We start from the raw sequence: 20,256 nt of genomic DNA on the forward strand, positions 1-20,256 counted from the left end.
ATGTCTGCTGGGTGAATGCCGTTTATAACAAGTCCTTCAGGGCGCTAGCCAGGTCACCAAAGGTATATTGAAAATCAGTTTCTTCGCGTATTCGTCTGTTCAACACGTAGTTACCACCCAAAACCACAATCGCCATTTCACCAAAAAGCAGTCGGATGGCAAAAGCCGGAACACGCGGTAGTAAGTGGGGCTTGTTGAGTGACTTTATTATTTGACGTGTAAACGTCTCATTCGTCACAGGTTTATCAGCGACGGCATTATAAATTCCCTGCCAGCTTGCGTCGGTTACGGCCCGCACGAACATCCGGCAAAGATCGTCGATGTGAATCCACGACATGTATTGTTGCCCGGAGCCCAGTGGAGCACCGGCGCCGAGCCGAATGGGTTGCACCAGTTTGGGCAACGCACCGCCCTCCATGCTCAGCACAATGCCGATGCGCAGTTTGACAGTTCGGATGCCCAGGCCGGCTATTTCATCGACGGAACGCTCCCAGGCACGAACCACCTGGGCCAGAAAATCGCTGCCGCCTTCGCTGGTCTCCGTCAGCGGGCGGTCGCCGGTATCCCCCCCGTAATACCCGATGGCGGATGAGGAAATGAACGATTTGACCGAATGTTTACCGGAACGCAGCGCGCTGGCCAGCAATTGGGTTGATTGGGTCCGGCTTTCGATGATTTGCCGCTTCCGTTTTTGGGTCCAGCGCTCATCGGCGATACCGGTTCCGGCCAGGTGAATGATGTGATCCGCCGTGCGGATAGCCTGCGGATCGATATGCCCTTTCTCCACATCCCACTGATAAACCGCTACGTTCGGAATGGTTTTTTTGGAACGACTCAGCAGCGAGACGGCAAAGCCTTGCTGAAGCAACAGGTGGGTGAGTCGGCGGCCAATGGTGCCGGTGCCGCCGGTGATTAAAACAGTTGTTGCCATGACGGATCGGTGTGATCCTGTTTAACCAGCAGTGGAACCGAATTGTTGACGCGGTCGGCTTAGTTCAAGGCCGATACTTCCGGCCGGGTTGGTGCGGCTGACCCGGTTTGGGCGGCTGCGGGCATCTCGAATGCTTTCTTGCCCTCGTCCAGAAAACCGGCGAACGTGTTGACGTTCAGATCGTAATTCTTCGGCTGAATCAGCAACTTGCCCTCGTGATCGACCAGGCAGTAGTGCGGCTGGGCGTTGTTGTTGTAACGAACGATCTGCAAATCCGCATTCTGCGCGCCAATCGTTTTCTTTTGTTTCTGATCGTAAGGCGACGTGTACCATTCCGACTCCGGCAGTTCGGTTTTGTCGTCAACGTACAACGCCAGGATCACGTAATCGTTTTGCAACCGGCTTAGAATCGGATCTTCCGACCAGACGCGGGCTTCCATTTCCCGGCAATTGACGCAGCCGTGGCCCGTGAAATCGATAAAAACCGGCTTGTTTACTTTCTGCGCGTAGGCCAGGGCCTGCTTGTAATCAAAAAAGCCCTGCAATCCGTGGGGCAAGCGGAAAAGCTCGCCGTATTTCGGTTTTTCCGATAGCGAATTGGCGGTTGACGCCGTGTTGGCATTGCCCCGAAAACCGAAATCCTGCGTTGTCTCCGGGGGCAGATAACCCGCCAGCGCTTTCAACGGCGCGCCCCACAAACCGGGGATCATGTAGACCACAAACGCGAAGGTGACAATGGCCAGCAGCAAACGCGGCACACTGACGGTTTTGGTTTCGCTGTCGTGCGGCAGCCGGACTTTTCCGAGCAGATAAAAACCGATTAACGCAAAAATGACAATCCAGAACGCCAGATACACTTCCCGGTCGAGCAGGTTCCAGTGGTACACCTGATCGGCAATACTCAGAAATTTCAGCGCCAGCGCCAGTTCCAGAAAACCGAGTACGACCTTGACCGAATTGAGCCAGCCGCCCGATTTGGGCAAGCTCTTGAGCCACTGCGGAAAAGCCGCAAACAAGGTAAACGGAATGGCAAAAGCCGCCGAGAAAGCCGCCATGCCGACAATGGGTTTCAGCACTTCACCCCCCGCCGACGCCACCAGCAAACTGCCCACAATGGGGCCGGTGCAGGAAAACGACACCAGAACGAGCGTAAACGCCATAAACAAAATACCCAGCGTGCCGCCTTTTTCGGCTTTTGCATCCATCGAATTGACCAGCGAGGTGGGCAGCACAATTTCAAACAGTCCCAGAAACGACAGCCCGAACACAAAGAAAACGGCGAAGAAAAGGACGTTCGGCAACCAGTGCGTGCTCACAAAATTGGCAAAGGCCGGCCCGTTGATCCGGGAAACCACCGTGCCCACCAGCACGTAAATGCCGATAATCGACAAGCCGTACAGAACGGCTTTCCACAGGCCGTTGTCCTGTTTGGTAAAGTAACTGACCGTCATCGGAATGATCGGAAAAACGCAGGGCGTCAGCAGCGCCAGCAGGCCCGACAGAAAAGCCGCCAGCATAAACCCGAGCAGCGATTCGTCCGGTTTTTCCGACGGGCCCGCCAGTTGCGGAAGTTCGACCGGTTTTTCCGCCGGTTTTACCGTTTCCGTATCGGCCGCAACGGCCCCGGCTGAGGGCGCAGCCGCCACGCTGGAAACCGGATCGCGCGGGCTCGAAACCGGCGCGGGCTCGGCGGTTTTGGCAACAGCCGCCGGCGGGTTCGGGGTCGATGATGCGGGTGCTTCCGATACGCCGGCGGTTTTTACGGAAACCGTAAATTCTTTTTCAGCCGGTGGCAAACAGGTCGTTCCCGAACAGGTCTGGTATTCCAGCGTGCCTTCGATCACCGGATTGGCTTTCAAAATTCTGACTTTCTGAATAAGCACGGCCTTGTTTTCAAAAAACCGCACTTTGCCGCCCCAGACCTCTTCAAATTCTTCTTTCGGGCCGATGGAAGCAAAAGGGCCGACTTTTTCAAAACTGCCGTTTTCCTTTATTTTCAGGGTGGTTGGAATCGGGCCAATGTCCGGATTCAGATCCGACGCATACATATGCCAGGTCTTGTCGATCGTGGCATTCATCCGGATTTCAATTACTTCGCCGACTTTAGCCTGCGTTTTGGACGCGCTGAACGTCCAGTGCGTCGGGTCCGGCTGAATTTGTGCGGAAGTCGTCAGCCCGACGAGAAAAGCCGTCAGAAAAGAAAATAACCTACTAACTTGTTTCATAGCAATGGCTTACTGAATTGCCCACCCTAACAACACGGATTCTGCAAAAATATCTCCAATTGCTTCACAAATCACTCGAACGCATAAAAAAACACCCTGCCGGAGCTCCAGCGGGGTGTTCTGCACAACCAACCTATATTATTTTACAGAACTAGAAAAAAGACAGAAAAGGCAAAAGGCGGTTTTTGACGCCGTTCGCTTATCTCCTGTCTCTGCTCGTTAGTCTCTGACAAACAAAACCGGATTCAACGCGCTCTCGGGTTTGCTCCCAATCGGAAAACTCTCGAGCCAGGTCGTCCAATCGGCTTCCTGATACGTGTTAATCGGTTTGGTAATCGTCTGTTCCTGATCCATGTAGATGATTGTCATCACTTTCCGGGGCGTATCAGACGAGTTCGGTCCGGCGCGGTGGAACGTCCAGCCCGCGTGGTAGCTCACTTCGCCCAGATCAAACGGCGAATCATTGATGTTAAAATTACGGCGGGTTAATTCCTGGGCCAGCACGCTCTCGCTTTCGTCACTGATTTCCATATTCCGGCCAATTTCGACGCTTTGACTTTGTTCGGCAAACGCCAGCGGCCCCATCTCCATCGGCGTATCCTGCAACGGAATCCAGACGGTGGCGGTTTTGGGCGACGACAGCGGCCAGTAAAACTGGTCGGCGTGCCAGGGCGTAAAACCGCCCGATGGTTCTTTGTACAACGCCTGATCGTGGTAGAGCCGGACGCCTTCCGCGCCCATCAGATCGGCGGCAATTTTGGCCAGCCGGTGCGAAAAGACAAACTCTCTGGCGGTTTCGTCTTCCCGCCAGAGGTTCATAATCTGGAGGAAAGCCCGCTCGTAGGTCGTTCGTTCCTCCATGGACTTGGTTAAGGTGTTCAGCTTAAACACCAAGTCGGTAATCACGTCTCCGTAATACTGTAGCACTTCCGGACTAAGCACATTTTTTAACTTCACGTAACCGTTTTTACGGTAAAACGCAATCGCTTCCGGGCTGACGGCGTACTCTTCATTCAGCTCTTGTAGCAACGAAGTCCTGTCAGCAGTCACTTGCATACAATTCAATGGTTTAGGAAAAATCAGTAGTACAAATTTGATTCAATTGTTTCTTGTAAAAATTTAATAATTATTCCGATTCCTGTATAATTTTGACTTTTTGTTCCCCCAATTACTCGTAGTGAGTAAAGATACTGTACGATGTGAAAGCTTTGTTTGAAAAAATTGAGTTAGGAGATCATAACTCGCTGCGGGTGATTCATCTGGAATTACCGTATTTCGATGCGCCCTGGCACTTTCACCCCGAATACGAACTGACGTATATCGTTCACAGTCACGGCAAGCGGTTTGTCGGCGATCATGTCGAACCCTTCGACGCCGGTGACCTGGTGTTGCTGGGGCCGGATCTGCCCCATTTCTGGCGCAACGACGACGAATACTACCAGCCGGATTCGGACCAGCAGGCCGAGGCCATTGTTGTTCAGTTTGCCAAGACCTTAGGCGACAGCCTGCTGCCGCAATTGCCCGAAACCCGCTCGCTTTCGGCTCTGCTGAACCGCGCCCGCTACGGGTTGCGGTTTGGCGCGAAGAAAACCGCCGACGTAAAAACCGTCCTGGAAAGCCTGCTCCACTGCGAGGGACTGGAGCGCCTGCTGCGGCTCCTCCACCTGCTCGAACAACTGGCCGACGACCCTGACGCGGTGATGCTGGCCAGCGACAACTACGAACTGAAAGCCAGCGAAGCCGAAACCGAGCGGATGAAGCGGGTGCTGGATTACATGCTGGCCCATTTTCGGGAAGAAATCCGGGTGGACGACATGGCCTCCGTGGCCGGAATGGCCCCGGCGGCTTTTTGCCGGTATTTCCGGAAGCGCACCCGCAAATCCTTTATCGAATACCTCAACGAGCTGCGAATCAGCCACGCCCGCAAGTTGCTGGTGCAGTCGGATCTCAGCATCAGCCAGGTCGGACTGGAGTGCGGTTTTAACAATATCTCGCATTTTCACCGCCAATTTAAGCTGCACAATGGCACGACACCCCTGAAATACCAATCGCTTCAACATAATAAGTAGAAGACAACCAGATTGCTGTTTTTCTCCGTACTTTTGTCCGTAGATATTTACAAATCGTTATCCAATTTCTGAATAGCTAATTGCTAATTATGTCGACTACAGCCACCTCCGTTGCCCGCGATACGCAGATTTTTGAGCTCATCGCCAAAGAGCAGCACCGTCAGGAGTCCGGTCTTGAACTGATTGCTTCCGAAAATTTTGTTTCCAAGCAGGTTCTGGAAGCCGCCGGAACGGTCTTAACGAATAAATATGCCGAAGGCTTACCCGGCAAGCGGTATTATGGAGGATGCGAAGTCGTTGATGAAATTGAGCAACTGGCCCTCGACCGCGTCAAAGAACTCTTCGGAGCTTCGTGGGCCAACGTGCAGCCGCATTCGGGCGCGCAGGCCAACACGGCGGTTTTCGTGGCCTGCCTGAAACCGGGTGACACCATTCTGGGCTTCGACCTGTCGCACGGCGGTCACCTGACGCACGGTTCGGCGGTCAATATTTCCGGCAAGTATTTCCGGCCCACCTTCTACGGGGTTGAGCAGGAAACCGGCTTCATTAATTACGATAAAGTAGAAGAAACCGCCCAGCGCGAACGGCCGAAACTCCTGATCTGTGGCGCTTCGGCCTACAGCCGCGACTGGGATTACGTCCGGCTGCGGGCCATTGCCGACTCCGTTGGCGCCCTGCTGCTGGCCGACATTTCGCACCCGGCGGGTCTGATTGCCAAAGGCCTGCTGAACGACCCGATGGATCATTGCCACATCGTGACGACAACGACGCACAAAACCCTGCGCGGTCCACGGGGCGGCATGATCATGCTGCGGAACGATTTTGAAAACCCGTTCGGTATTAAAACGCCGAAAGGCGAACTGCGGCTGATGTCGTCGCTGCTCGATTCGGGCGTGTTCCCGGGTACGCAGGGTGGTCCGCTGGAACATATTATTGCGGCTAAAGCCATTGCTTTCGGCGAAGCCCTGTCCGACGATTTCGGCGATTACGCCAACCAGATTCAGAAAAATGCGCAGGCAATGGCGGCTGCCTTCCTGGCCAAAGGCTACCAGATTATTTCGGGTGGCACCGACAACCACCTGATGCTGATCGACCTACGCACGAAAGGGTTGTCGGGAAAGCTGGCGGAAAACACGCTGATCAAAGCCGACATTACCATCAATAAAAACATGGTTCCGTTCGACGATAAATCGCCGATGGTAACGTCCGGCATGCGGGTGGGTACGGCCGCCGTTACGACGCGCGGCATGAAAGAATCCGATATGGAACAAATTGTCGTATATATAGACGAGGTGTTGATGAACCACGACAACGAAGCCAAAATCCAGCACGTGAAGGATGAAATCAATTCCTGGATGAAAGCGTTTCCCTTGTATAATTAATTTTGAATGAGTGACTGAGCGAATAGCGGCCGCAACAAAAGCGTGATCTTTGACCTTATTTACTCAGTCACTCATTCACTCATTCAAAACGTTAAATGAAGCCCATAGATCAGGAGTTTGATAGCGAGAGCGAGGTTGAAGACGGGTCGGAGATGACCTTTCTCGAGCATTTAGAGGAGCTTCGGTGGCATCTCGTGCGGGCCATTGCGTCCATTGCGGTTTTTGCAATTCTGGCGTTCATTTACATTCGCGAGATCTACGATCTGGTTATTTTAGGCCCTTCAAGCCCCAACTTCTGGACGTACCGGATGATGTGTAAACTGGCCGAAAAAACCGGGTTTGCCGATTTATGCGTCGATAAAATAAACTTTACGCTTCAAAGCCGTGAAGTTGGCGGGCAGTTTACGATGGGACTAACAGCCTCGTTGATGATCGGGTTGTTGTTTGCGTTTCCCTACGCCTTTTGGGAACTCTGGCGCTTCATCATGCCCGGTTTACGGCAGTCGGAGCGCCGGGCCGCACGGGGTGCTGTGTTTTTTGTAACTACCCTGTTTTTCGCGGGGGTTCTTTTTGGCTACTACATTGTTTCCCCGCTGGCGCTCAACTTCCTGGCTAACTTCCAGTTAGATCCCCGGATTGTCAACGAATTCGACATTACATCCTACATTTCTACCCTGGCCACCCTGACCCTGGGTTGCGGACTGACCTTCCAGATGCCGATTGCGGCTTTCGTGCTGTCAAAAATTGGTATGCTGACTCCGCAGTTCATGCGGGCTTATCGCCGTCATGCCCTGGTGGTCATTCTGGTGGTTGCCGCCATTATCACGCCTTCGCCCGATATTTACAGTCAGATTCTGGTGGCGATTCCGCTGGCGTTGCTCTACGAAGTCAGTATCTGGGTGTCGGGCTATGTGCAGCGGTTGCGGCTGAAAGACGAACAGGAGTTGATGAAAACCGACGGGTACGAAGATTAAAGGAAAAGGGCTGCTCAGACGGCCCTTTTTTATTAAAACTTTCCGGTTATGCCCAGCCGCAGGGCGGCTATTCCCAATCCCGCTTCGGCAAAACCGCCTATTTTGGAGCTAAAGTGGTAAAAACCGCCAACGTGGACACCGGGAAAAACGCCTTTGGGGCGGGTTTTAAAATACCCATTCCGGGCGAATTCGGCCCGGGACAAAGAGCCGCGCGTGCCGAGCGACACCCCCGCGTAGGGGTCGAATTTGGAATCACCCACCCCCAGCAGACTGGCTAAATGGTAGGAACCCCGGACGCCGACATTCAGGAACTGCGACTTCCAGCGCCGGTCACCGACTTTGGTTCCAAACAGCGCGTAGTCGAAAAAACCGCCGGCACTGATTTTATCGCTAAAGCCCAGTTCAAATAGCGCGCCATTGCATACGCCACCCAGGTCGTATGACCGCAAACCCAGGCCCAGGCTCAGCATCCTATTCATTTTTTGGGATGCCTGCGAAAAACCGGGTGCTGTGGGCACCAAGACGACTAGAACAGAATATAGTAGTAGTTTCCTCACAACGTATTGACTATTACATCTTTGTATTGTTGTTTACTGGTTCGGAAAGAGGGCGATACGGCCATCCATCGCGATGATACAAAGGTGGTAACCAAACTACGTGAATCCAATTGGGACAAGAATCAACTGGGAAAACCAGAATCTGAAACGTGTAAAATGCTGCTTAGGTAGTAACACCCGGTCCAGTCTGGGCAATAAACCGTACAACGGAGAAACCGGAGTTAACGTATATTCTGCGCAAAAAAAAGAGCGTATAGACCCGGTCAGGGGCCCCGCGTGTACCGATTTTAACCAGAATCGCTACGCTCTTGCCTCACTGCTCCGGCCGGGCTCCCAACCAGAGTGTTTTACGCAGCCCCAGAAAACCGCCCACCGCATCTTCGTAAAGTTGCCCTTTATCAACCGCCAGCGCGGCCGTCAGGTGCGCTCCGCTCAGCCAGCGCAACGGAACACCGGCCTGGACCCACGTTGAGAGTTGCGCGGGCGGACCCGGTAAGAAAATCTCCGGAATGCCGTAATTCCGACTGTAGGAGACTTTCAGGCGCACATCGACCTGCCGGGCTACGGTGGCCCGCAGGGCCGCATGAAAGGCCTGCACCCGGTTGTTCACAATCGCCCAGTCACTGGAATTTTGGTAGACAGTCCGAACGTCTTGACGGCGGGTCAGAAAGGGCGTGCCGATGACCCGGTCCTGATACGTCCAGCCTTCCCGGTATTGCGAGTTGTTGAAATAATTATCGGCCCCTTTCCAGTTTTTGCCGGCCTGGTATAAGGTAGGGCCGCTCTGGCTCAGGGTGGTCAGAAATTCAAACAGGACATCGTTTAGCTGAAAACCGGATGCCGCGGGACGGTTATTGCGCAGCCGGATACCGCTCAGGCCGTCGGGTAGATTCTTGAAAAACATGCCGGTAACATCCTCGAAAACGTGTTGATGATACAGCAGCAGATTAAGGCCCGAAAACCGCAGTTCGCCCCCAAAGTCGATGCTTCCCAGGTGATTGCCGTACAAATTAACGTAGTCGAACGACGAGATGCGGTCGTTGTTCAACCCGTTGGTGCGAATGGCAAACAACACATTCGGAAAATCGGCGAGTCGGCCGGGCAACTTGCCGTTGACCGCCAACTTGGGATCGACGTAATCGGATTGCCCACCCCACTGAACACTGTGGTTGATGCCCGCATACAGCCGAACCGCCGACGCCGGTTTTCCGATCCGGAACAACAGCGACTTCTGGTGCAGAAACGAATGCCGCATGTACCAGGTATCCGCATACCAGCCGTGCGCCATAAAAGCATTGATCGACAGCCAGCCCCGGCGGCCGAGCGGCACAAACCCGCGCGTTCCGAACTGCACCTTCGGAATGGGCAGCGCATTCCCCGACCAGGCGTAGGAACCCGACGAAAGCGTTGAATCGACCAGCCCGATCACCTCGCGCCGACGCCCCGCCACGAACTCGATGCCGCGGTGGGCCAGCTTCAGGTAGGCTTCCGGCAGCAACAACTGGCTCGACTGGCCGACGTTGCCCACCGCTTCGGCCCGGTACGATAGGGTCCAGGGGCGGTTGCGCCGGGCGTGGGCCGTATCGCGGAGCAAGACCGCACCCGCCAGCCCTAGCCGGACGGTGCCGACCGGAGCCGATAATGGTACGGTACCAAATTGATTGGCCCGCAGCCAGAAGGGGGTTCGGTCGGTCGACGAAACCAGGGCGCCGAGTTCGGCATCGATCCGGTTTTGAAACCGGCGGGGTGATTGGGAAAAAACCGGATGCGCAAAAAAGAACCCGGTCAGGATAATCGGGTAGAGTAGCTTCATGCCATGCTAAGATTCAACGTGCAGATTTGTAAATATAAGGCGGAAATCAGTTACCAGCAGTCAGGACTTTTAGCATTCGGTCAATGCTGGAGGAAAAAAGGGCCGGCAGCGGGCGCAAACCGGAAAGTTGATCGATAATGGCTCAAAAAACAAAACCCCGTCAAATGCGGGGCCTGTAATTCTAACCTTTTTATCTATATATGAATATACGCAAGATGCCCGAAAAGTGTTGCAAAAAATAGACGCAATGCGGAGTATAACGCTAATTTTGCGGGGATCATCGCCCGTTTCCGATTTCTTCATGAGAAAGTATTGCGTGCCGCTCAGCCTGGTGCTGGTCTTCTTTTTAACCATCGAATGCAAAACAAGCCGGAAAACCGCCGGAAAACCGGGTGCGGTTTTAAGCGCAGCCATCGAAACGGAAGGCTTGCTTTCCTGCTGTGATTTTGGCACCCGAATGCCGGACAACAACCCGGTCTGGTGCGAAGCCTCGGCGGTTTTGTACGATAACGGCACGGTTTTCGTCGCCAACGATAAAGACATGCCCGCCGGTTTAAGTTCGGTATTTACCAAGTCCTGGAAATCGTTTGCCGACACCACCGCCCGGCCCACTCCCCTGCTGGCCGACGCCTTCCGGATTGCCCGGAAATACGAAGATTTTGCGGGCAACGATGAGTACATTTTTCTGACGACGGCTTTCGACCGCGTAAAACCGGGTTCGACGGACTGGGATGGTTACAACACCATTCTGTACTGGAAAAAAGGCCGGGAAGCGCAGCCGCAGGTGCTGGCCCCAGTCCGAAACGCGCCAAACTCGGTGGCATACCGGGAAGCACTCGGCAAGGTTCTGGCGCAAAACCGCCCGGCGTTTCCCAACGGCCTGCCGTATTTCAAAGTGGAAGGGCTGGCCGTGATGGATTCGCTGCTGCTGTTCGGTATTCGGGAAGAAGGCGAGAAATACGATAAATTCGACTACCGGGTGCGCATCGTGTCCGTACCGTTTTTTGCGGAAAAAACCGCCGATGGCGAACGCCTGCAACTCCGGGATACCTGGCGCGTCGTGGCCGACTTCGATCCGTCCACGGTGGCCGAACTGCCCAAGCCGCTGGCCTTATCCAGCATCGAATACGACCGCACCCGTAAGCTATTCTGGGTCTTGACGTCCATTGAAAGCAACAACCACCTGGACGCGTACCTGTGGACGGCAACGCCGGAAGCCCTTCTGAACAACCAGCCTTTTACGCTCGTGCGCGACGCAGCGGGCCAGCCCGTTCATTTCAACCACAAAGCCGAAGACCTGACGTTTCTTGACGCCAGCCACCTTTTGGTGATTCACGACGACGACCGCACCAATACGAACGTGGGCGCAAAAATCCGCCAGCCGAATCAGGCTGCGTATACGGTTTTAAAAATCAACAACCCGTAGCGCCGGACTTTAGGTCGTTGGTACTACATCCGATCCACTTTTACAAAAACCGGTCGCTCCGAAATGGCGACAAAACCGCGTCGGGCGTTGGGTTTGCAGGCGTTGAAAAATCCGTCCGGTTTTCCGAATATAACCACCGAATCGGCGGCCGGTTGCGCCGGTCCAAAACCGGATAAAGCAGCAGAAAAACCAGCGCCCTTGCGAAACGTGTTTTCATCCGACAGGAAAGTAACGGTTTATCTGTCCGCGGCTAAAACCGGGGCCGCGGGCGATTAATTAACGCGACGGTTTTCGGTAGGCCCGAAAAATGCCGTCGGCGTTGCTGCCCATGTAGGCGCCCCAGACGCGGTTTTTCGAAGCCGGTGTTTTCAATTTGAGCTTATTGATCTTCAACCCTTTCTTCTCATCTACCGAGAGCAGATCAACCGGATTGATTTCGTGCGCGTAGACCAGATCCAGCAACCCGTCGGCGTCCAGATCGCCGAGCCAGGGTGTGCAGGCCACGTTGGCACCGACGGCCCGCTGCCCAATCCGATAGGTCGTATCGTTGCGGAAATCGATGACCACCACCTGGTTGCTGATGGTCGAAAGCTGGTTGTCGTTCAGGCTCAACAGCGCGTCGTCGAAACCGTCCTGGTTGTAGTCGAAGGCGAGCGGACTGCTCTCCTGAAAGCTGCCGAGCGAATCCCGAAACGCAATCCGGCCGGTTTTTCCATCCACCATCAGTTGCACCGAACGGTTCAGCTGGGGCCAGGTCCCGATGCCGTAGTTCGTGAAAAAATCCGGCACGTCGTCGTCCGTAAAATAGCCCACCGCCAGCGAACCATACGCTTCGGTTTTCGGAATGCTGACCCGCCAGAGTATCCGCTCCGTTGTCCCGTCGATGGCAATCATCCGTCCGTTGACGGCGTTTGCAATGATGTCCGGAATCCCGTCCTGCGTGATGTCGGCCAACACCGGGGGCGCCACGAATCCTTTTTCGTAACCCGACTCCAGCCGCTTCGCTTTCGACAAATCGTTGTTCATCAAATCGGCCAGCGACGCTTTGTACAGGCTGCCTTCCAGCGTTTCGCCCCCGGTTCCGAAAAGGATCGACAGCTTGCCATCGCGCTGAAAATCAGCCACCACCACCGACATGTAAATCTCGAAACCGTCGGGCATCAGGGCGGCTGCCAGCCGTTTTCCGGTGGCGCTGCTGAGCACCAGTAACCGGCCGGGCGGGCGTTTCGGATCGTACGGCAGGGCTTTGACGTACCCACCGGCCGCCACTACCAAATCCTCAAAACCGTCGTCATCCTGATCGGGAATAAACTGCGGACTGAAGAAGTTATACGTGCCCGAATCGCTCGGCGTGCGGTTGTCCGAATTCGTGAAATAATCCCAGATGACCGAACCGGATTCGCCGTCGATGGCTTTGAATTCGGCGGCCCTCCCCCCGATGAACACCTCGGGCACACCGTCGCCGGTGATGTCGCGGAAGAGCGGAGAGCCGAAAATCTGATCCCGCGCCCGAACGTTCCAGAGCAGTTGACCGTTGGCGCCGTTGACGGCAAGAATAGCCGAATCGCTCGTTCGGAACTCGATGCCGCCCGCCCCCATCACCACGTCCAGAATACCGTCGTTGTTCAGGTCGGCCAGCCGGGGCGATGAGAGCGTCCCCAGTCCTTTAAAAACCGTCGTCCATTCGTCCCGTTTCGGAGCGGGTTTGGGCTTTGTCAACGGATAACCAACCAGCACCAGCCCCGAAACAACGCCCAGAGCCGCAAGGAGGTAGATGGTTTTTCGTCGGATAAACATGGCGGTTCGGCAGTGTACGGTTTTCTTTAAGACACGCCAACCCGGTTTTTAGACTCGTTTCACAACGTCAGCCGCTCGGCGCGCACGGTTTCGCCCCAGAATAAACCGGCTTTCTGCGCAAATTCGTCCGCCGAATCGGTGGTGTAAAAGTTCAGCGTCTGGCCCCGGCTGCATTGGGCGTCGATTTCCGGGTGGCGGTGGAGGTAATCCTCTAAACTCCGGGCGACAATCTCGCCCTGGCTCAAAACCGTGAGGGTGTCGGGAATGAATTGCCGGATTTTGGGGAGCAACAGCGGATAATGCGTACAGGCCAGCAAAACCGTATCGATTTCCGGCGATTGGACCAGCAGGCGATTAAGGTGTTTTTGAACAAAATAATCCGCGCCGGGGCTGTCGTGTTCGCCGTTTTCGACCAGTGGCACCCACATCGGACACGCTTCCTGGTATACGTTCAGAGTCGGAAAGAACTTTTCAATTTCGACCGTGTACGATTCCGAGCTTACGGTTCCGCGCGTGGCCAGAATTCCGATGTGGCCGGTTTTTGAGTACTGCCCGATCACTTCCGTCGTAGGCCGGATTACACCCAGAACCCGGACCGGGCGGTTCCTAAGGTCGGGAGCCAGGGTCGGCAGATCAAGCTGCTGAATGTTGCGGAGCGCCTTGGCCGAAGCCGTGTTGCAGGCCAGAATAACCAGGCGGCAGCCCATCGCGAACAGGTGCTGAACGCATTCGAGCGTGTAGTGATACACGGTTTCGAACGAGCGGGTTCCGTAGGGCGTGCGGGCGTTGTCGCCCAGGTAGACGTAATCATACTGCGGCAATTGCCGGACAATGGATTTCAGAACCGTCAGACCGCCGTAGCCGGAGTCGAACACGCCAATGGGTTGAGTCGATGACATGCCGCAAAGATACGGTTTCCGTCACTTCTTCACGTTCGTATCCGGACTGGAAGCGGCCGTTGCGGCTTTTTGTTTGGCCTCTTCCTTGGCCCGACGCCGGAAAAAACCGCGAAACAGGAAGTTGTGTTGCAGGGCTTCCATGTTTTCATCGAGCTTCTGGCTGCTGGTTTCCAGGTTATGAATGGTGCTTTTCAGGTCGCGGTTCACCACTTCGTCGTTCAGCAGGGAGCCGAGCGCGTTGTTGTTGCTGTTGAGCTTTTCGGTCGCCCGTTTCACATTATCCGTCGCTTCGCTGGCCGTGTTGGAGACAGTACGCAACCGCGCCGTCGATGCCCGCAAATCCCGCACAATCGTCGTGTCGGACACCAGATCACTCGCCAGCGTACCTTTCCGGTTGAGGTTGGTCGCAAACTGGTTGAGCGAACCCGACGCCGTGCTCAGCGACCGCGTCACCTGGGCCGCGCTGCTGGAGGCCGTCTGCAAATTGGCCATTGTGTTTTTGAAACGATCCGCCAGGGTTGAATCCCGCAAAACCGCCCCGGCAACGCCTTTGCCCTTCAGCACTTCGTCCAGAATCTTTTTGGCATCACTTGTCACCCGGAGCAGGTTGTTGTTGTTGGCCTGCAGGGTGGTCATGATTTCCTCCGTATTGAGGGCCGCCTTGGCGTGCAGAATATCCCCGTCTTCCACGGTTTCGGCCTTGGTGCTGCCGCCCACAATTTCCACGATCTTGTTCCCTATCAAGCCGTCGGTGCTCAGGGCCGCCAGCGCATCTTTCCGGATGTATTGCTGGGACGACTCCTCGATGTTCATCGTTACTTCCACCTGCGAATTGCCGTAGAACTGAATCTTACGAACCGTGCCGATTTTCACCCCGGAGAACCAGACATTGGCCCCCGACTGCAACCCGCCCACGTTGTCGAAAATGGCATTCACCCGGATGCTTTTGACAAAGCGTTTCTGTTGCCCGCCCAGCACCATAATTCCGGTGATCAGGATGACAATTCCGATAAAAACAAAAATACCGACGTAAACCGCCCGCTTATTTTCTGCAGCTTTCATTGTTTAGCTTTTTAGGTATGGAGAGTAGATCCCGGATCTTCCTGAAAAATTAGTTTATAGGTTGGTTGTCTCACTGAAGACTAATTACGTAAAGCACTGATTTTCAACGGAAAAATACCAATATCAATCAGTGAAACGGATTAGTCCACAAAGTTGTATTCATAAAACTGTTTTACGCGCTCATCGTTTGGATCATCGAAAACTTCTTCAAAAGTGCCCTGCCGTTCAAACCGGCCGTCGAGCAGCATCGCAATCCGGTCGCCGACGGTTTTGGCGCAGGTCAAATCGTGCGTAATAATGATTGAGGACGTGTTGTGGCGCTCCTGAACCTCATTGATCAGGTTGTTGATTTCGTTGGAAGTAATGGGGTCCAGCCCGGCGGTGGGCTCATCGTACAGCATGATTTCCGGTTTCAGAATCAGCGTGCGGGCAATCCCGATCCGTTTCCGCTGACCACCCGACAACTCCGACGGCATCTGGTTGATGGTCTGGCTCAGGCCCACGTCTTCCAGCGCTTCCTCAACGGCCTTGTCGATGTCCGCGCGGCTTAGGTTCCGGACGTTCCGGATGAGCGGAAATTCCAGGTTCTCCCGGACGGTCATGCTGTCGTACAGGGCGCTGCTTTGAAAGGAAAACCCCAGTTTCAGGCGCAGCGCATCCAGTTCGCGTTTGTTCATTTGACGAACATCTTCGCCCAGTACGTTAACCGTGCCCTGATCCGGCTCCAGCAAACCAGCAATGATTTTAATCAACACGGATTTTCCCGTACCCGACCGACCCAGCACGACCAGGTTTTCGCCCTGATACAGATCCAGATCAACACCTTTCAGCACGTGCAGATCGCCAAAAGAAATTTTCAGATCGCGCAGGACGATCACGGATTCTTTCGGATGATTGACCGATTTTTTCGTGTTCATGCGTCAGGCAGCGCGAATGGCATTTATGATTTGGAGAAACAACAGCTCTTCAATAAAAACCAGAAACATCGATGTTACCACCGACGAGTTGGCCGCCTTGCCAACGCCCTCCGTTCCTTTCGACGAATTGTACCCTTTGTAGCAGCCGACAATCCCGATCGTGAAGCCGAAAATAATGGCCTTTATGACGGTGGAATTGATATCGAGAAAGGAAATCGAGCTGAAAAACGTCTCGATAAACGACATAAAGCTGGTTTTTTCGTTCTGGGCCACGTTGACGTACGACCCCATGACGCCGAGAAAAACAAAAAACATCGCCAGCGTCGGAATCATAAAGGTGGTGGCCAGCACGCGCGTCACCACCAGAAATTTAAACGGGTTGGTACCCGACACTTCCATCGCTTCGATCTGCTCCGTCACCCGCATCGAACCCAATTCGGCGCCGATATTGGACCCCACCCGCCCGGAAGCAATCAGGGCCGTTACCAGAGGAGCCAGCGCCCGAACGAGCGCAATGGAAATCAGCGACGGCAACCAGGAGGTGGCTCCGAAATTGGCCAGCGACGGGCGCGACTGGTTGGTGAACACAATGCCGGTGATGAAACCCGTCAGCGAAATCAGCGGCAGCGAACGAACGCCCACCTCGTAACATTGCCGGATGATTTCTTTCCCTTCGTAGGGTGGCATAAAAACTTCTTTGAAAAACTGACCGATAAACGAGGCTACATCGCTTAAGGCCAGAAACATGCGGTCGAGCCGCCGGGAGACGACCGGCTTGGCGGCCGAGTCGGTTTTTGAGGAAGTAGTGCTGGCTTGCATTCGTAAAAATCGATGAATACGCGGTTTTTGGTATACGGTTTACAGTTTTTGGTATACGGTTTTTGGTTCAGCTTATACTAAGTCAATCGTAAACCGAACCGTCGGCCTGGCGAAAACCGTATACTGAAAACTGTGTACCGTCAACTGAAAACTTTAAACGACACCCTAATAACTGGTTTTGACGATACAAGGTTAGATTTTGTTAGATTTGGTATTCGAAAATCATGAAATACCTGCGAATACTCTCTAAAATCCTGTTGGGCCTGGTTGCGCTCATCCTGCTTTTTCTGGCCGTCAGCGTGGCGCCGGTCGATGATAAACCGTACCGAAAAACCGACTACTACCGCTATACGCGGCAGCAACTGCTGGATCTGGCTCCCCCGCCGAATCCGGCAACCGGCTTGCGGGCGGGCTGGGCCAAAGTCAATCTGACGCCGTCGTTTACCACCCCAACGGGCGGGTACGGCGTCCGCCGGGGTGAACACTGGAAAACCGTCAGCGATTCGATTTACGTCCGAACCTTTGTCCTGACCAACGGCAGCACCCGGGTGGCCGTTGTGGCGCTGGATCTGCTGATTACGCCCCCGACGGTAACCGAACAACTCAAAAAAAGACTGCCGGAAATCGGGTTTCAGTGGGCGAATGTGTTCACGGGCGCGATTCACAGCCACAACAGCCTGGGCGGCTGGGCCCCCGGTTTGGTGGGCGAGTTGTTTGCGGGCGATTTTGATCAGCGGGTGGTCGATCACATCACCGACGCCATTCTGAAATCCATTACGCTGGCGCAGCGGCAACTGGCGCCCGTTGAAGTCGGTTTTGAGCAGATTGCGGCCCCCGGTCTGGTGTACAACCGGATGAACAACGAAGGGCAAGTGGACGGAAACATCCGGCTGTTGAAGCTCCGCAAAAAAACCGGTGAATCGGCGCTGCTCTGCACCTACGGCGGTCACGCAACGGTTTTTCGGGCGGTGGCCGACGCGCAGTACCTGAGCCGCGATTATCCGGGCGTTCTGGTCGATCAGCTGGAAAAGCAGTCCGGGAGTTTTGTGGCTTTCATGGCCGGATCGGTAGGCAGCACGGGCTCAAAAACGCAGGAGCAGCCCGATGTGTTTGCGACCATCCGGACCTACGCCGACAGCCTGAAAAACCGCATTGTGCCGACCCTTACGCAGTTTCCGACCAAACCGGACAGCACGCTGGAGGTGTTGACCCTGCCGCTGCAACTCCGCGAACCCCAGGCCCGCATCGCCGACGACTGGCGGGTGCGCGGCTGGTTGTTTCATACCGTCTACGGCGATTATCCCTCGGATCTGAAAGCCCTGCGGATCGGGTCAACGGTTTTGCTGGGCACGCCCTGCGATTTCTCGGGCGAACTGGTGGCCGATCTGGCGCGTCAGGCCGACCGAAAAGGGCTTAATTTAATGGTTACGAGCTTCAACGGCGGGTACGTCGGGTACATCACGCCGGATCAGTATTACCACAAGGAAGCCTACGAAACCAGGACCATGAACTGGTTTGGCCCGGAAAACGGCGCTTATTTTGTGGAAATGATGAAAGGGTTGCTGGACCGGCTGTAAGATCTGATCACGGCAGGGCTTCCCACCAGTGCCCGTTGGGTACCGTTGCCCCCAGCACCACCACCTCGCCAATCCGGGGCGTGGCGGCTTTGGTGCCCAGTTCGGCCGATTTTTTGAGAAGCCGCTGGATGGGATCGCGCCAGGTGTGCAGCGCCAGGTTGAATTTGCCCCAGTGAATCGGAATCAGCAGATCGGCCTTCACGTCGAGCTGGGCCTGGGCAGTTTGTTCGGGCATCATGTGAATATCGATCCAGTCTTCGTTGTAAGCCCCGCACTCGAGCAGCGCCACATCGAACGGACCGTACTTGTCCCCCACGGTTTTCAGTCCCGGATAATAGCCCGTATCCCCGCCGTAGTAAACCCGTTTCTGCGTTCCCTGCAACGCCCACGAACACCAGAGTGTTCCGTTGCGGTTGGTCAGGCCGCGCCCGGAGAAATGCCGCGCCGGGGCGCAAACCAGCGTCAGATCGCCCAGCTTGGCCGATTCGTGCCAGTCCAGCTCCGTGATCTGCTCCGGCGCAATGCCCCATTTTTCCAGGTGCGCGCCCACGCCGAGCGGCACAAAAAACCGGCTTACTTTTCCTTTTAGCTTCGTGAACGTCTCGTAATCCAGGTGATCGTAATGGTCGTGCGACAGGATAACGGCATCCACCGCCGGCAACTCATCCACGTTCATGTAATGGTCATACAAAAACCGCTTCGGACCGCTGAAGGAGGTAAACGAGGCTCGTTCGCCAAAAACCGGGTCGGTCAGCAGCGTTTTGCCCTGAATCCGGATCAGCAGCGACGAATGGCCGAACCAGCTGATGGCCACCTGCTCCGGTCCGCCATTGCCTTCAAAAACGGCCGCGTCGAACGGCACGGTCTGGATGGTGTCGGCGGGCTCAGCGCCCGGAACGCCCGTGAGCATCTTCCAGGTGGCCGGAACCATTTTGCGCAACGACAGATCGAGACTAGTGGGCACCAGGTTCTGAAACGTGCCGTCTTTGTAATTGGGTGACGCCTGAATGCGCTTCAACCGATCGCCGGTGGCGTTGGCTCCAAACTGCGGAGACCAATTGACGAAGGCAACGACGGCCAGAATGAGTACGATAAGAAGCGTAACGATGACTAGAGCCATTCTCTTGAGGGCTTTTTTCATGGGGTGGGTGTTGTGCCGCAGACCGGCTTCCCGTCACAACACCCGGCCCCCCGGCCAAGTTCCTTACTTAACACGGTTAAACACGAACAGATCGGCGAACACCCACTTGCCGCTTTCCTGCTTGCCGCGTTGAATAACGAGCTGATTATCCGAGCGTTTTTCGTAAATAATCCGGATGGAACCATCTGATTTTTCAAACAGCGCCTGATTCTTTTTGGCTTCAATGAACGAATACCGGTCCGACACGTCCTTTTCTTCCGAACCGATCAAACCCGGTTTGAAGTGCTTCACCAGCACAATGGGGCCTTTGTCGGTTTGTTCAAAGATCAGGAGTTCATACATCGTCACTTTGTTGTCTTTCATCATGCGCATAAAACCGGCCAGGTTGTCGCCCTCCGGAGCGGCCCAGGCGGCATCGATGGGACCGCCGTTGAACGTGCCCCGCCAGCGGCCTTCCATAAAGCTGACGTCGGACAGGGACCCTTTTTGGGCGTGCGCCGGAGAAATGACGGAGAAAAAGGCAACCAATGCGAAAAGAGCCGCGAAACCGCGCAGTTTGCCACCGCAGAAAGTACCAGACAGGTTCATGGGAATAGGTTTTGTGAAGCGGCAAGATACTAAAATCCGGGCGATGAGACGCAAGATTTGCATTTTTGAACGGCCTTGC

Annotated in this window: 18 protein-coding genes; 5 read left to right on the forward strand and 13 right to left on the reverse strand. The window is 54.9% G+C overall.

The genetic code is table 11. The features are described 5' to 3' along the window. Window positions 1-22: 22 nt before the first annotated feature. The 3 genes from ACYVHX_RS08275 to ACYVHX_RS08285 all read right to left on the reverse strand — a co-directional run bounded on the left by ACYVHX_RS08275 (window position 23) and on the right by ACYVHX_RS08285 (window position 4,212). The gene (locus tag ACYVHX_RS08275; RefSeq protein WP_460671163.1) at window positions 23-931 is read right to left on the reverse strand and encodes a TIGR01777 family oxidoreductase; all 909 of its coding nucleotides are present in this window, start codon (window positions 929-931) and stop codon (window positions 23-25) included. A gap of 59 nt (window positions 932-990) precedes the next feature. Further along, complete coding sequence (locus ACYVHX_RS08280) at window positions 991-3,156, reverse strand: protein-disulfide reductase DsbD family protein (RefSeq protein WP_460671164.1); 2,166 nt, start codon at window positions 3,154-3,156, stop codon at window positions 991-993. A 219-nt stretch (window positions 3,157-3,375) separates the two neighbouring features. Beyond that, entirely contained in the window at window positions 3,376-4,212 is an 837-nt protein-coding gene (locus tag ACYVHX_RS08285) for a phytanoyl-CoA dioxygenase family protein (RefSeq protein WP_460671165.1), read from the reverse strand. Between the two features lie 143 nt (window positions 4,213-4,355). Here ACYVHX_RS08285 and ACYVHX_RS08290 point away from each other — a divergent pair, with 143 nt between their 5' ends. The 3 genes from ACYVHX_RS08290 to tatC all read left to right on the forward strand — a co-directional run bounded on the left by ACYVHX_RS08290 (window position 4,356) and on the right by tatC (window position 7,581). After that, entirely contained in the window at window positions 4,356-5,225 is an 870-nt protein-coding gene (locus ACYVHX_RS08290; protein ID WP_460671166.1) for a cupin domain-containing protein, read from the forward strand. Between the two features lie 89 nt (window positions 5,226-5,314). Continuing rightward, window positions 5,315-6,607 (forward strand): serine hydroxymethyltransferase, encoded by a 1,293-nt coding sequence (locus ACYVHX_RS08295; protein ID WP_460671167.1) that lies wholly within the window; start codon window positions 5,315-5,317, stop codon window positions 6,605-6,607. Between the two features lie 95 nt (window positions 6,608-6,702). Next, window positions 6,703-7,581, forward strand: a complete 879-nt coding sequence (tatC, locus tag ACYVHX_RS08300; protein ID WP_460671168.1) for a twin-arginine translocase subunit TatC — start codon at window positions 6,703-6,705, stop codon at window positions 7,579-7,581. Window positions 7,582-7,613: 32 nt separating this feature from the next. On the opposite strand, the gene ACYVHX_RS08305 is transcribed toward tatC, so the two are convergent. Both ACYVHX_RS08305 and ACYVHX_RS08310 read right to left on the reverse strand, forming a co-directional pair. Continuing rightward, window positions 7,614-8,060 carry a hypothetical protein gene (locus ACYVHX_RS08305; protein ID WP_460671169.1) on the reverse strand — a complete coding sequence of 149 codons (447 nt, stop codon included), beginning with the start codon at window positions 8,058-8,060 and terminating at the stop codon, window positions 7,614-7,616. A gap of 391 nt (window positions 8,061-8,451) precedes the next feature. Then, complete coding sequence (locus ACYVHX_RS08310; RefSeq protein WP_460671170.1) at window positions 8,452-9,951, reverse strand: capsule assembly Wzi family protein; 1,500 nt, start codon at window positions 9,949-9,951, stop codon at window positions 8,452-8,454. A 301-nt stretch (window positions 9,952-10,252) separates the two neighbouring features. Between ACYVHX_RS08310 and ACYVHX_RS08315 the strand changes: the two genes are divergently transcribed. Beyond that, complete coding sequence (locus ACYVHX_RS08315; protein WP_460671171.1) at window positions 10,253-11,377, forward strand: hypothetical protein; 1,125 nt, start codon at window positions 10,253-10,255, stop codon at window positions 11,375-11,377. A gap of 40 nt (window positions 11,378-11,417) precedes the next feature. On the opposite strand, the gene ACYVHX_RS08320 is transcribed toward ACYVHX_RS08315, so the two are convergent. The 6 genes from ACYVHX_RS08320 to ACYVHX_RS08345 form a co-directional block, all read right to left on the reverse strand. Continuing rightward, window positions 11,418-11,594, reverse strand: coding sequence for a hypothetical protein (locus ACYVHX_RS08320; protein WP_460671172.1), 177 nt, complete (start codon window positions 11,592-11,594; stop codon window positions 11,418-11,420). A 59-nt stretch (window positions 11,595-11,653) separates the two neighbouring features. Then, entirely contained in the window at window positions 11,654-13,174 is a 1,521-nt protein-coding gene (locus ACYVHX_RS08325) for a PQQ-binding-like beta-propeller repeat protein (protein ID WP_460671173.1), read from the reverse strand. 59 nt (window positions 13,175-13,233) lie between these two features. Further along, on the reverse strand, window positions 13,234-14,073 hold the full coding sequence (murI, locus tag ACYVHX_RS08330) for a glutamate racemase (protein WP_460671174.1): 840 nt from the start codon (window positions 14,071-14,073) through the stop codon (window positions 13,234-13,236). A 21-nt stretch (window positions 14,074-14,094) separates the two neighbouring features. Then, window positions 14,095-15,135 carry an MlaD family protein gene (locus ACYVHX_RS08335; protein WP_460671175.1) on the reverse strand — a complete coding sequence of 347 codons (1,041 nt, stop codon included), beginning with the start codon at window positions 15,133-15,135 and terminating at the stop codon, window positions 14,095-14,097. Window positions 15,136-15,275: 140 nt separating this feature from the next. Further along, window positions 15,276-16,052, reverse strand: coding sequence for an ABC transporter ATP-binding protein (locus tag ACYVHX_RS08340; protein WP_460671176.1), 777 nt, complete (start codon window positions 16,050-16,052; stop codon window positions 15,276-15,278). A gap of 3 nt (window positions 16,053-16,055) precedes the next feature. Continuing rightward, complete coding sequence (locus ACYVHX_RS08345; RefSeq protein ID WP_460671177.1) at window positions 16,056-16,871, reverse strand: MlaE family ABC transporter permease; 816 nt, start codon at window positions 16,869-16,871, stop codon at window positions 16,056-16,058. 224 nt (window positions 16,872-17,095) lie between these two features. Here ACYVHX_RS08345 and ACYVHX_RS08350 point away from each other — a divergent pair, with 224 nt between their 5' ends. Then, entirely contained in the window at window positions 17,096-18,448 is a 1,353-nt protein-coding gene (locus tag ACYVHX_RS08350) for a neutral/alkaline non-lysosomal ceramidase N-terminal domain-containing protein (RefSeq protein WP_460671178.1), read from the forward strand. A gap of 7 nt (window positions 18,449-18,455) precedes the next feature. On the opposite strand, the gene ACYVHX_RS08355 is transcribed toward ACYVHX_RS08350, so the two are convergent. Beyond that, a complete protein-coding gene (locus ACYVHX_RS08355) occupies window positions 18,456-19,568 on the reverse strand; it encodes an MBL fold metallo-hydrolase (RefSeq protein ID WP_460671179.1) in 1,113 nt (370 codons plus the stop codon). 84 nt (window positions 19,569-19,652) lie between these two features. Continuing rightward, complete coding sequence (locus ACYVHX_RS08360) at window positions 19,653-20,177, reverse strand: DUF6265 family protein (RefSeq protein ID WP_460671180.1); 525 nt, start codon at window positions 20,175-20,177, stop codon at window positions 19,653-19,655. Between the last annotated feature and the right edge of the window lie 79 nt (window positions 20,178-20,256).

It is taken from the genome of Larkinella ripae (assembly GCF_054780775.1).